Genomic DNA, 12954 nt, shown 5'->3' with positions numbered 1-12954 from the left:
GTAGGGGGAGGGGGAGGGGCTGACTACAGCAGCTTCATCAGCTCGGCTCGCTTCGCGTTGTACTCGTCGTCCGTGAGCACTCCCGCGTCCTTCAGCTCCTTGAGCTCCTTCAGCCGCTGCGCCGGGCTCCTCGTGTCCGCCGGAGCCGCCGCCGCAGCCGCAGGAGGCTGCTGCTGCTGGTGCTGCTGATTCTGCTGCTGCTGGTTGGAGAACATCTGGGCCATCCCGAAGCCCATCCCCATCCCCATCCCCTGCAGCGCTCCATCCGAACCGCCACCACCCTTGGCCATGCCCTCGGATGCACCCAGCATCGCCTGGCCCTGCGCGTACTGCTGGAAGCCGCCCGCCAGACGCGAGTACGCCACGTCCTTCGACAGCTTCTTCAGCGTCGCCTCGTCCTCCTCCTTGATGCTGACGTGGAAGTTGCCCATCCGCACCACGGTCATCCCGTAGGTGTCCACGTGCGGCTTCAGGCCGGCGATCACCTCGGTCTCGATCTCCTCGGTGTACGCGCCGCTCGTCACGTCCAGCAGCGGCCACTTCTTCTTCACCAGCAGCTCGGCGATGCGGTCCCGCGTCACCTTGAGCACCTGGTTCTTGAACCACCCCAGGAACTCCGCGTTGCTCGTGCGGCCCATTCCCACCAGGCCCACCACCAGCTTCTCCGGCTCCGTCACCCGCAGGGAGAAGTCGCCGTACACCATCGTCCCGATGCCCAGCCCCGTCTCCGGATCCCTCACGTCACCGATGGGGCCTCCGAACTTCACGCCCGTGAACTCCCGCGTGGAGACGAAGAACACCTCGGAGATGAACAGGTTGCCGCCGGTGAAGCCCTCCACCAGCCGCGACAGGAACGGGATGTTGCTCGTGTCGAGCTGGTGCCGGCCCGGTCCCAGCTTGCCCTCCACCCGCCCGTCCTTCACGAAGAGCGCGACCTCGTCGGCATCGACCGTGAGCTGGGTGAGCATCCGGATGTTCTTCTCCGGATACTTGTAGACAATCTCGCCCTTCGCCTCGTCAGCGCGCGCGATGAAGTTACGCTTCGCCTCGTCCTTGATCGTACCGAAGAATCCCATCGTGCTTTCGTCGCCTCCAGAGAACGCGTCGACCTACCGGGGGCCCACCTACCCCTCTAACGGATAGCGTCCCGGGCCATTGCATGCCCGCCGATCGCACCTCCCCCGGCCTGCCGCTCGAACATGCCAGAGGTTCCGCACCCTTGGCCAGTCAACCCGGCATACGTTCGTCCGCTCGTCTACCCCCACCGGCTCAGCAGGCGCTCCCGGTCCAACAGGCGGATGCTCGCCCAGAGCAGCCCCGCGTCCAGCAGCAGCACCACCGCCCCCTGCAGCGCGTAGTAGGCCGCACCCGCGGTGAGGAAGCCCGCCACCTGGCCCGCCACCAGTCCCACCAGCGGTAACACCACCAGTGCGGAGAGTTGCTGCGCCGTGCGGGCGTCCGCCACCCGCGCGGAGATGAGCACCGCCACCCCGTTGCCGAAGAAGGCGAACAGCGGCGCCAGCACCATCACCCCGAAGAGCCATAGCGCGTTGGGCATCATCAGCCCCTGCCCCAGCGGCCACGACACCACGTCCACCCCCACGCACAGCAGCGCGAAGGCCACCCAGGTGATGATGACCGCCGGCACCAGCGAGGCCAGGCTCTTGCCCATCACCAGCTCCGCCGCCGTCACTGGCGAGGCCAGCAGCGGCTCCAGCGTGCGCCGCTCCTTCTCCCCCGCCACGCTCTGCGAGGAGATGAGGATGGGCACGAACACCGGCATCACCAGGAACATGCCGAACCAGTCCAGCAGCGTGCGGTCCACCAGGTAGCGCGCCGCGCTCGCCCCCAGGGGCAGGTTCGGGTTGTAGTAGAGCGCCACCACCCGCAGGCCGGGGTCGTCCGGGTTGTGCACGTACGTCCACACCACCCCGATGGGCACCACCACCAGCACCATGGGCAGCGCCGCCATGGCCAGCAGCAGCGACGGGTTCCTGCGCAGGTCCAGGAAGTCCTTCCAGAAGACGGCCAGCGCGCGCCGGGGATGGAACGCCATGCTCAGCTCCTCCCCTCGCGGATGAGCTCCAGGTAGACCTCTTCGAGCGGACGCTGGGCCGGCACCGCGCTGCGCACCCGAGCCCCCGCTCCCACCAGGCACGCCACCACGTCCGGGGCCTGCTCCTCGTCCGCCAGCATCACCCGCAGCCTCCCGCCCTCGGCGAGCACGTTGGGCGCGAAGGGCAGCGCGGAGAGCGCGGGGACGAAGCGCCCCGCCTCGCCCTCCACCTTCACCTCCAGCGCGCTGCCCGTACGCCGCAGCTCGCTCACCGGCGCCATCGCCAGCAACCGCCCCTTCACCACCGCCACCCGCGTGCACAACCGCTCCACCTCGGCCAGGTTGTGCGAGCACAGCACGATGGTCCGCCCCTCCGCCGCCAGCTCCGCCACCGCGTCACGCACCGTGCGCGCGGACTCGGGGTCCAATCCACTCGTGGGCTCGTCCAGGAAGATGACCTGGGGGTCGTGCACCAGCGTGCGCACGATGGCCAGCTTCTGCCGCATGCCCTTGGAGAAGCTCCCGCTGGGGTCGTTCTCGCGGCCCGCCAGCCCGAAGCGCTCCAGGTAGGCCAGGGCCCGCGGCCAGGCCGCGCGCTCGTCCAGCTCGTGCAGCTTCATGAAGAAGCGCAGGTTGTCGCGCGCGCTGAGCCGCTCATAGAGGCCGGGCTGCTCGGTGAGGAGCCCCACCACGCGGCGCAGGGCCTCCCCATCCGAGCGCACCGAGTGGCCCCACACGCGCGCCTCCCCCTCCGAGGGTTGGAGGAGGCCGGTGAGCATGCGCACCGTGGTCGTCTTCCCCGCCCCGTTGGGCCCCAGCAGGCCGAACACCTCGCCCGGGTGGATGTCGAAGGTCAGCCCCTCGACGGCGGTGCGCGCGCCGAAGCGCCTGGCGAGGCCCTGGACGGAGATGCCACTCAATCGACGGTCACCAGGATGAACTTGTTGTTGATGTCGCGGTCGATGACGGTGACGACCTTGTTGGCACCCACGGTCTGCCGCAGCAGCCCGAGCCGGTTGTGCTCCACCAGCGCCCACTCGCGGCCGGGCTGCTCCACGAAGGGCTTGAGCTTGCCCACCTCGCGCACCTGCTTCACCTGGTTGCGCGAGTAGAACGTCTCCCCGCGCCAGTTCATCAGGAAGGCGGCGATGGGCTCGTCCGGCTTGCGCTGGGCGTAATAGCGCCAGAAGAGGTCCCTCTGCGTCCAGTGGTGGGACAGGTCCACCCAGTGGCCCCAGTTGAACCAGAGGGCGAAGCCGGCCGCGAGCCCCCAGAAGGTGCCGTACAGCAGCACCCGCGAGCGCTGCACCGCCGCCACCACGGCCAGGGCCCCGGCCACCGCGAAGGTGAAGCCCATGACCATCTTCACGTTGACGGGCTCCGACAGGCTCTTGAGGAGCGAGTCGCTCGGCGCCGGCATCCGCACCGAGCGCGCGAAGAGCACCGCCCCCACCATCAGGAAGGCGGTGGCGGAGACCCACAACCCGGTGCGCGACTCCTCACCCGCCTGGTAGGCATTCCACGCCAGCCAGGCGCCCAGGAGGAACAGGGCCACGCCCAGCGGCCACGTGGCGCCCACCGTGCCGCGCGAGGCCAGGGGAAGCAGGAAGGCGCCGCCCACCAGCAGGCACAGCAGCGCCACCGCGCGAGCCGCCACCGAGGAGCCCCGCGTCTTGGCCGGGAACACCCCCACCGCGAGCCAGGCCCCCACGCCGACCAGCACCAGCGCCAGCATGTCGCCCATCCACAGCGGGCGGGAGGCGAACATCGCGATGGGCTTGGTGACGAGCTCGGAGGGGTACGGCCGGTCGTAGTTGTAGACGAAGAGGTCGGTGAAGTCCTTCGGGTTGTTGGCCAGATCGTGGCCCACGAGGATGAAGAGGACGAGCCCGAAGACGAGGCTCATCGCATGGGTGGAGATGCCCTCCTCCCACAACCGGTCCACGAAGAGCGCGATGAGGACGGCCATCCCCGGCAGCACCGGGAAGACGTAGTGGTGGAACTTGGTGGCCGAGGACGCCAGCAGGGTGAAGGAGAAGGCCACCCACAGCGCGGCGATGAGGGCCAGGTGGTCCGACTTCTTCTTCGAGCGCACCTGCAGCCGCGACACCACGGCGAAGGCGCCCGGCACCAGCGCCACCCAGGGGAAGATGGCGAAGCCGCCCTGCTCGATGAAGTAGATGAAGGTGCCGCCCGGCGTCGTGGTGTGCACGCCCGCGCCCAGGCGGTTGAGGTGGTCGTGGATGAAGAAGCGGTACCAGAAGAGCTTGCCCTCGTCGTCCACGCCCTGGAAGAGGCTCAGCACCAGGTACCAGGGCACGGCCACCGCGCAGAACACGAGGATGCCCGTGCCCAGCTTCATCTTGTACATCTGCGCCCACAGCACGGGCATGGCGCGCTTGCCCTCGCGCACCTCGGCGCGGAAGGCCGGCTCCAGCAGCCAGCGCAGGTGCGCGTTGAGGCTCGGCCCGTCATAGGGGATGACGGCGAAGAGGGCGTAGAGGACGAGGATGACGGCCGGCAGGCCCACGCCCAGCAGGCCCTTGGCCAGGGTGGACAGGCCCGCGAAGACGTAGAAGGCGTACCACCAGGCGGCGCGGTGCTTCGTGATGTCCTCGTCGAGCTGGCCGATGATCGCGCACGCCATGGCGCACACCAGCGTGGTGACGAAGGGCGTGTCCGTCACCGTCTGCCGGGTGAGCAGGAAGTAGAGCGGCATGGTGGCCAGCACGAAGCCGGTGGCCAGGCCCGCGCGCCGGCTCACCACGCGCGCCACCGCCATCGACAGCAGCGACACCGCGGCGATGCTCAGCAGGGCGAAGGGCATTCGCATGCCCCACTCGGTGTAGAGGCCCAGCGCCCCCTCGGAGCGCAGCGTGCCCACCACCTGCATGCCCAGCGCCTGCATCCACATGGTGAGCGGCGGCTTGGAGAAGAACCACGCGTTCTCCCAGAAGGGGAACACGTAGTCGCGGCGCTGGAGCATCTCGCGCCCCACCTCGCCGTAGTGCGTCTCCCACGGGTCCCACAGGCCCACCGCGCCCAGGTAGGGGATGAAGAGCAGCGCCGCGAAGATGGCCGTCGCCAACGCCACGCGCAGCGAGGGCTCCAGCGCCATCCAGCGCTTCGCCCATGACTCCTGGTGGATGCCCTGACCGAGGATGGCCTCGGTGAACGTCCGCGGTTCCTGCTGCTGGGGTCCGTCACTCGCCACGGGGAAACACGCCTCCGTCTGCTCGGGCCCGCGCATCCGGCGCGGGTCGCGGCCTTATATCCCTGCCTCCCGCTCCGGTCGACCTCGGCCGGAGCTGGGGGACCCAGTCTGCCGCGCCTCGTGCCCGGGAACGCACATCCGTTCGCCACATTCCCCTCGCCGGGCCGGTCTCCAGGCGGGGGCATGGGCTACAGCAACACGCGCAGCGAGGCGAGCACCTGGTCGTTGCGGCCGAAGTAGCCGAAGGGGCTGTAGGACGGGCCACCGTACACCTCGGCCGAGAGCCCCAGGTGCACCCGCTCGCTCACCCGCCAGGCCGCGCGCGGCGCCACGAGGAAGGAGCGCTGGATGGGCTCGAAGGCCCCCCGCAGCCCCACCTCCAGCCGTCCTCCCAGGAGCGAGTACGCCACGTCGCCCACCAGCAGGTGGAGGAAGGCCGTGTGCTCCCGTCCTCGCGCCGTGCCCGGCTCCAGCAGGAAGAGCAGCTCCTGCTCGCCCACGCGCGGCACCGCGAGCCCGGTATAGGTGACGGAGTAGACGAGGTCCGACTCCTCGGCCTGGGACACGCCCACCACCCACGTCGCCGCGGGCTTGCGCAGCGGGCGCAGCCGGTCTCCGTAGAACGTTCGAGAAGGGCTGAAGCCCACGTCCACGTCGAGCTGCGCGGTCCCCACCAGGGTGCTCGCCTCGGCGGCCACCACATGCTGGCGCGCGTAGCGGCCGGTGACGAGCGACTCGCCCGAGCGCACCCGCTCCTGAAGGGACAGGAGCAGGGCCGTGTCCGCCGGCTCACCGCGCTGCTGGGCTCGCAGCAGCGCGTCCAGCTCCGGGTCGACCGTTACCTGGGGCAGCTTCTCGTTGGCCCAGACCCAGGAGCCGCCCAGCTTCACCCGGCCCACGTCGCCGGTGACGCGCAGGCCCAGGTCCCCCGGCAGGCCGGGCCGCTCCGTCTCCAGCAGGCGCGGCTGCAACCAGTCCTCCACCGAGGGCTTCACCGACAGGGGCACCGCCACCCCGAGCGACGGTTGCAGCGCCGCCATGTCCTGGCCGAACACGTCGTAGCGATTCGGGGCGAAGAAGGGCGCCCACACGCCGGTGACGGTGAGAGGCCCCACCGTGGCGAGCGCCCGCGCGGCGAAGACGGGCAGCTTCAGGTCCTCCGGCTCCTGCACCACGAAGCCCTGGCGCAGGTCCCTCGGGTTGAAGAGATCCGAGGGCGCGAAGAACGTGTTGGCCCCGAAGGCCAGCGTCTGCTGCCCCACCCGCACGTCCACCCACTTCGTGTACACGTCGAGGAAGGCCTCGCCCAGGTACGGCTCGAAGGAGGACTTCGCCCGCTCGAGGCCCTTCTCGGCCCCGCCGCGCCAGAGGGCCCGCCCCTCGACCACCGCCCGCAGGGTGGAGCTCAGCTTCACGTCCGTGACGAGCGACGCCCTCCCCCACCCGTCCACCACGTGCTCGCTCAGGCCGTCCTCGCGGCGCGCCTCGAAGCCGGTGTCCACGCCCGCCAGCAGCCGCACATCGCCGCTCACCCGCACCTCGGGCACGGCGGATGTTCCCGACGAGAGCTCCTCCAGCGGCGCACCCGCCTCCTGCGTGGAGGCGAGCGCCAGCGCGGGCACCAGGGCCAGCAGTGTCGTCGCGCCGTGCCTCACCCGCGCTCCAAGGCCCGCTCGGTGAAGGCCTCGTCGCCGAGCTGGACCTCCTCCAGCTTCAGCACCTCCAGCGTCGTGCTCGAGCCCGTCTGGAGGTTCTCCATCACGGACTGCGAGGCGACGACCCGGTCCTTGAACTTCTTGAGCTGCACGGCGCGGTACACCTTGAAGGGCTTGCCCTCGCGATCCGAGTACTCGGCCTTCAGCGGGACGTCCGTCTCCTTGTCCACGTAGAGCGTCACCTCTCCGTAGGGCGAGTCCGGTCCCGCCTGGCCGCGCAGCACATGGGCGGGGCGATCCAACACCTTCGCCTCGCCCGCCAGCCGCAGCGACTCATCGCGCTCGCCGCCGGAACCGCCCAGGTCCGCGTAGTTGAAGTCCGTGTCCATGAAGGACTGGCCGCGCTGCCCCTTCGCCACCTTCCGCACGCGCTTCAGCTTGGGCAGGTAGAGCGAGATGTCGGACGGCTCGCCCTTCGCGCCCTCGATGGAGAGCACCGCCACCCCGGCCACGCCCGCCGGCTGGGAGAAGCGAGCCAGGGAGCACAGCCGCCCCTCCACCCGCTTCGCCGTCGAGGTGAGCACCTGCTCCTTGCGCCGGCCGTCCTTCGTCACCGAGGTGAGCTTCAGCTCCGCTCTCAGTCCGAGCAGGTTGAGGGCGCCTCGCTCACGGCTCCGGCGGGCGATGTCCGCGGCGGACTCCTCGGCCCGGGCCGGGGGAGCCACCAGGAGCGCCACGGCCACGGCGCACAGGAGGCAGCTGATGATCTTCCGCATGGGGGCGGACTCTATCCCACCCACTCCGGCCGCCAGCCCCTTCCACGCGGGGGGTTCCCGGACGCCTCTTCCCTCCTTATATGCGGGAGCCCTGATCCGACCCCCTCGGCCATCTGTCCGATAGACAACCGACCGGGCGAGGCCGCTTCGTGCGGGAAAAGCCCTGTCATTTGGGGTGGATGCCCTCCTTGAGGTACCGGGGGACGTTCTGCTATAGCTGTAAGGGGACCCAACCCGTGCTGAAGCTCATCATCGAAGACGACGAGGGGCGAAAGACTGTAGTCCCCTTCGCACGCGACGAGATCACGATCGGCCGTCAGGAAGGAAACACCATCCGCCTGACCGAACGAAACGTGTCGCGTCGTCATGCGCGCCTGCTACGCCAGAACGGCCACGTTCTGGTGGAGGACCTGGGCAGTTACAACGGCGTGCGCATCAACGGAGAGCGCATCCAGGGCCAGGTTCAGGTCGCGGATGGAGACCTCATCCAGATCGGTGACTACGATCTGGCCCTGCAGCAGGAGGGCGCGCAGCCCGGTGCCGTTCCCGGTGCCGGTGCGCCCACCGTGCGCATGCCCGCCGTGGCATTGCAGGCGGCCATGGCCGAGGCTCAAAGCGCGAAGCCGCCCCCCACCATGTCCGACGTCGAGCCGGAGGAAGCGGAGCATTCCGCGCCGGCCGAGGAGGAGGAGCAGGAGGAGGACACCTCCACCACGCCCTCCCCGGAGGACCAGCGCCGTCACTCCACCGCGGTGATCCGGTTGGATCAGGTGGAGATGAACCGGCCGCGCAAGGTCCAGGCGGTGGCGGCGGACGATGCCCCGCGCCTGCTGGGGGTGAGCGCCGAGTTCAAGGGCCAGGAGTTCGCCTGCATCCGCACGGAGATGCGGATCGGCCGCACCGATGACAACGACATCGTGCTCGACCACCGGTCGCTGTCGCGCACGCACGCCAAGATCGTCCGCGAGGACTCCGGCGAGTGGCGCATCATCGACATGCAGTCGGCCAACGGCATGAGCGTCAACGGCGAGAGCTACGCGCAGGCCCCGCTCGCGCATGGCGATCTCATCGAGCTCGGCCACGTGAAGCTGCGCTTCATCGGTCCCGGCCAGAACGCCAAGGGACTGGCGAACGAGACCGCCGCCAAGGGCTCCAAGAAGTCGCTGCTGGTGGCCGTCGCGGCCGTCACCCTGCTCGGGGGCGGTGGCGCGGTCTGGTTCGTGCTCGGCCAGTCCTCGGGCAACGGCAACACGACCCAGCCCAACAAGCCCGCCGTGGTGGACACCCGGCCCGAGCCGACCGAGCCCACCCAGGCGCAGAACCCGGCCAACGGCACGGGCACTCAGCCGGCCGATCCCGCCCAGCAGCTGGCGGCGAAGCTCCAGAGCGCCCGCGAGGCCATCGACGCGCGTGACTTCGACAAGGCCGTCGACACGCTCGAGACCATCAAGGACGCCAACGGCCAGCGCCCCACCGAGGCGGAGGAGCTGCTGACCCAGGCTCGTGCCGAGCAGCAGTCCAAGCAGAGCCTGGACCTGGCGCAGAAGGAGTTCGACGCGGGCCGCCACGCGGAGGCCCAGAAGCACCTCGAGGCCGCCGAGGGCACGCTCGCCTTCGCCCCGGAGCACGCCGAGCTGAAGGCCAAGGTGGACGCCGCGCTCGGCTCCACCAAGCCCGCCAGCGACAAGCCCGACACGGGCACGGCGCGCCGCCCCACGACGCCGGACGAGGCCAAACCCAACCCGGCCCGGGAGCAGGCCCAGAAGTTCTTCGAGGATGGTCGCGTCCTCAACCGCAAGCAGCAGTACCGGGAGGCGGATCGGCTCTTCAAGAAGTGCATCGACACCGACCCCACCTACGCACCCTGCTACATGCTGAAGGGCTCCACGGCCGCCCAGCTCGGCCGCTTCGATGAAGGCGCCCAGTACTACCGAGACTTCCTGCGGCTCGCGCCGGATCACCAGATGGCGCCTACCGTCAAGAACATGCTCGAGGAATACGAGAAGAGCCGAAAACAACAGGGCGGCGGCAAGTAGCCCGAGGGAATCCTCCGTGCGCCACCCCCATGGCGTACGACCCCGGGCCGCTCGCTTCCACCCCACACGGGAGGAGAAGGTTCGTGCAGATTCGTATCCTGGTGGTCGATGATGAGCAGGACAACTGCGACTACCTCAAGCTCGTGCTGATGCGTGAGGGCTACGACGTCGTCACCACGACGGACCCCACCAAGACGGTGGAGATCCTCCGCAGTGCGGACTTCCACCTCGTCATCCTGGACATGATGATGCCCGTCATGTCCGGCACCGAGGTGCTGGAGCAGATTCGCAAGTACGACACCGACGTGGCCGTCATCGTCGCCACCGCGTACCCCACCGTCGACACGGCCGTGGCCTCGCTGAAGAACCAGGCGAGTGACTACGTGAAGAAGCCGATGGAGCCGGACCAGTTCCTCGGTGCCGTGCGCAACGCGCTGGCCAAGAAGGGTCTGTCGCAGGACCCCGAGGCGGACCTGCACCGCGCCATCGGCCGCACCATCCGCGATGCGCGCAAGACGCAGGACCTCACCCTCAAGCAGCTGGCGCGCCGCACCGGTCTGTCCGTGTCGCTGCTGTCGCAGATCGAGCGCGCCGAGTCCTCGGCGTCCATCTCGTCGCTGTACAAGATCGCCTCCGCGCTGCAGCTGCGCATGGGCGAGCTCTTCGGCGACACCTGAGCCGTCAGGGGGCGGCCAGCCTCACTGGCCGCGGAAGCGGGGCGTGCGCTTCTCGAGGAACGCCGCCCTGCCCTCCTTCGCGTCCTCGCTGGCGAAGGCGCGGGCCCGCACCTCGCGAAGGTGCGCCCGCTCCTCGTCGGACAGCGCCGGGCGCGTGAGCAGCCGGAAGGTCTCCTTCATTCCCGCCACCGCCAGGGGAGCCTGCGCCGCGAGCGTCCGGCACAGCTCCAGGGCCCGCGTCTCGGCGTCGGCCGCCGGGAGGCACTCGTCCAGCAGCCCCCAGGCCAGCGCCTCCTTCGCGTCCAGCCGCCGTCCGGTGAGGAAGAGGTTCTTGGCGCGCGCCACGCCCACCAGCCGGGCCGCGCGCGTCAGCCCGTCCGGCGAGTAGACGATGCCCAGCCGCGCCGGGGGCATGCTGAAGAGCGCGTCCTCCGCGCCCACCCGGAAGTCACACGAGGCCGCCAGGTCGAAGCCCGCCCCGAAGGCCGCGCCCCGCACCAGCGCGACGCTGGGCAGTGGCAGCGACTCCAGCCGCGAGAGGCACGCCATCAGCGCGTCGTCCGGCAGCCGGTCCCCGGTGGGCGCCGACAGCAGGTTCAGGTCGTAGCCCGAGCAGAAGGCCCCACCCTCGCCCCGGATGAGCACGGCGCGCACCTTCCCGGGAGCCGAAGCCAGCGCCTCGTCCAGGCGGGCCACCTGCCCATCATCGAGCGCGTTGCGCCGCGCCGGGTTGGACAGGGTGAGGACGCGGACGCCGTCGTCCCGATCCTCCACATGCAGGGCGGACGGCTGCACCGCGCGTCCCGCTAGCCGAGCACCACGAGGACATCGCCCTCGTTGACCGGCTGGGACTCCTTGCAGCGGATCTCCTTCACCGTGCCGTCCTCTGTGGCCTCCACCGGCATCTCCATCTTCATGGACTCGAGGATGACGAGCGTGTCGCCCGACTTGACCTGCTGCCCGACCGTCACCTCGATCTTCCACACCGTCCCGGTGATGTGCGCCGCCACGTCCGCCATACGCTGTGCTCCTCTGAAGGGGTGCTGCGTGTGCTCTGCGTGTTGAGTGGAAAGGGTGCCACCGCCCCTGGCTACGGCTTCGCGTGCTGCTCCAGGAAGCGCGTGTTCAGGTCGCCCGCGCGGAAGACCGGATCCTTCAGGATGCGCAGGTGCAGGGGGATGTTCGTCTTGATGCCCTCGATGCGGAAGCCCTCCAGCGCCCGGATGGAGCGCTCGATGGCCTCGTCGCGCGTGGCGCCCGAGACGATGAGCTTGGCGATCATCGGATCGTAGTTCGGGGTGACGGTGTTGCCCTCGGCGTAGCCCGAGTCCAAGCGCACGCCCTCGCCCGTGGGCGGCTGGTACACCTTGAGCGGGCCCGGCGAGGGGAAGAACTTCACGGGGTCCTCCGCGTAGATGCGGAACTCGAGCGCGGCCCCGCGCCGCTTCACGTCCTCCTGCCTCACCGTGAGCTTCTCGCCGGAGGCGATGCGCAGCTGCCAGCCGATGAGATCCAACCCCGTTGTCAGCTCCGTCACCGGGTGCTCCACCTGGAGCCGGGCGTTCATCTCGATGAAGTAGATGTTGCCGTCCGAGTAGAGGAACTCCACCGTGCCGGCGTTGGCGTAGCCGAACGCCTTGGCCGCGGTGGTGGCGGCGGTGAACAGCTTCTGGGCCAGCTCCGCGTTGCGCCCGTCCGCGAAGAGCGGCGACGGGGCCTCCTCCACCACCTTCTGGTGCCGGCGCTGGATGGAGCACTCGCGCTCCAGGCAGTGGATGAGGTGGCCGTGGTGGTCACCCAGAATCTGCACCTCGATGTGACGAGGGGCCGGGAAGTAGCGCTCGATGTACACGCCCTCGCGGCCGAAGGCGGCCTTCGCGCGGTCCGTGCACTGGCGGAAGACCTTCTCCAGCTCGGCGGGGTTGTTGGCCGCGGCCATGCCGATGCCACCGCCACCGCCCGCGGCCTTGCACAGCACCGGGTAGCCGATGCTCTCGGCGGCGGCCAGCGCGGAGGCCACGTCCGGCAGCACGTCCTCGGTACCGGGGACGATGGGCACACCGGCGGCGGCCACCAGCTTGCGCGCCTGGCTCTTGTCCTTCATCCGCAGCATCGCCTCGGGGGGCGGACCCACGAAGGTGATGCCGGCGTCCTTGCACGCGTTGGCGAACTCGGCGTTCTCCGAGACGAAGCCGTAGCCGGGGTGCACCGCGTCGGCGCCCGTGGACTTCGCCGCCTCGAGGATGGCGGAGATGTTCAGGTAGCTGTCCTTGGCCGGAGCGGGGCCCAGGCGCACGGCCTGATCCGCTTCGCGCACGAAGGGCAGCTCCGCGTCCGCGTCCGAATAGACGGCCACGGTGGACAACCCCATCCCCTTGGCCACGGTGTTGATGCGCCGGGAGATCTCACCCCGGTTGGCGATGAGCAGCTTCTTGAACATGGCTGGCAACCCCTCCGTGTGAGGCGGGGCAACCTAAACCCCCACCCTCGACCTGACAAGGAGACAACGTGCCTCCCGCCGGGAAGTTGCGGGCATGTAG

General features: G+C 69.7%; 11 protein-coding genes. 2 read left to right on the top strand and 9 right to left on the bottom strand.

The features are described from left to right. Window positions 1-23 precede the first annotated feature (23 nt). The 6 genes from JRI60_RS13340 to JRI60_RS13315 form a co-directional block, all read right to left on the bottom strand. The gene (locus JRI60_RS13340; RefSeq protein ID WP_204226228.1) at window positions 24-1076 is read right to left on the bottom strand and encodes an SPFH domain-containing protein; all 1053 of its coding nucleotides are present in this window, start codon (window positions 1074-1076) and stop codon (window positions 24-26) included. Between the two features lie 179 nt (window positions 1077-1255). After that, window positions 1256-2056 (bottom strand): ABC transporter permease subunit, encoded by an 801-nt coding sequence (locus JRI60_RS13335; protein ID WP_204226227.1) that lies wholly within the window; start codon window positions 2054-2056, stop codon window positions 1256-1258. A 2-nt stretch (window positions 2057-2058) separates the two neighbouring features. Next, a complete protein-coding gene (locus JRI60_RS13330; protein WP_204226226.1) occupies window positions 2059-2976 on the bottom strand; it encodes an ABC transporter ATP-binding protein in 918 nt (305 codons plus the stop codon). Beyond that, window positions 2973-5270, bottom strand: a complete 2298-nt coding sequence (locus JRI60_RS13325; RefSeq protein WP_204226225.1) for an ArnT family glycosyltransferase — start codon at window positions 5268-5270, stop codon at window positions 2973-2975. The genes JRI60_RS13330 and JRI60_RS13325 overlap by 4 nt, the downstream gene beginning before the upstream one ends. A gap of 188 nt (window positions 5271-5458) precedes the next feature. Continuing rightward, entirely contained in the window at window positions 5459-6925 is a 1467-nt protein-coding gene (locus tag JRI60_RS13320; protein WP_204226224.1) for a DUF1302 family protein, read from the bottom strand. Continuing rightward, window positions 6922-7701 carry an outer membrane lipoprotein-sorting protein gene (locus JRI60_RS13315; RefSeq protein WP_204226223.1) on the bottom strand — a complete coding sequence of 260 codons (780 nt, stop codon included), beginning with the start codon at window positions 7699-7701 and terminating at the stop codon, window positions 6922-6924. The genes JRI60_RS13320 and JRI60_RS13315 overlap by 4 nt, the downstream gene beginning before the upstream one ends. Window positions 7702-7937: 236 nt before the next feature. Here JRI60_RS13315 and JRI60_RS13310 point away from each other — a divergent pair, with 236 nt between their 5' ends. After that, window positions 7938-9737, top strand: coding sequence for an FHA domain-containing protein (locus tag JRI60_RS13310; protein ID WP_204226222.1), 1800 nt, complete (start codon window positions 7938-7940; stop codon window positions 9735-9737). Window positions 9738-9820: 83 nt separating this feature from the next. Continuing rightward, window positions 9821-10414, top strand: a complete 594-nt coding sequence (locus tag JRI60_RS13305; protein WP_108074968.1) for a response regulator — start codon at window positions 9821-9823, stop codon at window positions 10412-10414. 21 nt (window positions 10415-10435) lie between these two features. Here the strand turns inward: JRI60_RS13305 and JRI60_RS13300 are convergent, their stop codons facing one another. From JRI60_RS13300 to JRI60_RS13290, 3 genes are all read right to left on the bottom strand, one after another. Continuing rightward, window positions 10436-11209, bottom strand: coding sequence for an enoyl-CoA hydratase/isomerase family protein (locus JRI60_RS13300; RefSeq protein ID WP_204226221.1), 774 nt, complete (start codon window positions 11207-11209; stop codon window positions 10436-10438). Between the two features lie 11 nt (window positions 11210-11220). Then, window positions 11221-11433: a biotin/lipoyl-binding carrier protein gene (locus JRI60_RS13295; RefSeq protein ID WP_204226220.1), complete on the bottom strand. Its 213-nt coding sequence runs from the start codon at window positions 11431-11433 to the stop codon at window positions 11221-11223. 71 nt (window positions 11434-11504) lie between these two features. Then, window positions 11505-12854, bottom strand: coding sequence for an acetyl-CoA carboxylase biotin carboxylase subunit (locus JRI60_RS13290; RefSeq protein WP_204226219.1), 1350 nt, complete (start codon window positions 12852-12854; stop codon window positions 11505-11507). Window positions 12855-12954 lie beyond the last annotated feature (100 nt).

Source organism: Archangium violaceum (assembly GCF_016887565.1).
In the GTDB taxonomy this organism is placed as follows: Bacteria; Myxococcota; Myxococcia; order Myxococcales; family Myxococcaceae; genus Archangium; species Archangium violaceum_B.
This window is presented reverse-complemented; position numbering and strand designations above follow the sequence as displayed.

Excerpts from the sequence above, each read along its gene's own strand:
- JRI60_RS13290 (WP_204226219.1), bottom strand. The coding sequence starts at position 12,854 with ATGTTCAAGAAGCTGCTCATCGCCAACCGGGGTGAGATCTCCCGGCGC.
- JRI60_RS13315 (WP_204226223.1), bottom strand. The coding sequence starts at position 7,701 with ATGCGGAAGATCATCAGCTGCCTCCTGTGCGCCGTGGCCGTGGCGCTC.
- JRI60_RS13340 (WP_204226228.1), bottom strand. The coding sequence starts at position 1,076 with ATGGGATTCTTCGGTACGATCAAGGACGAGGCGAAGCGTAACTTCATC.
- JRI60_RS13335 (WP_204226227.1), bottom strand. The coding sequence starts at position 2,056 with ATGGCGTTCCATCCCCGGCGCGCGCTGGCCGTCTTCTGGAAGGACTTC.
- JRI60_RS13295 (WP_204226220.1), bottom strand. The coding sequence starts at position 11,433 with ATGGCGGACGTGGCGGCGCACATCACCGGGACGGTGTGGAAGATCGAG.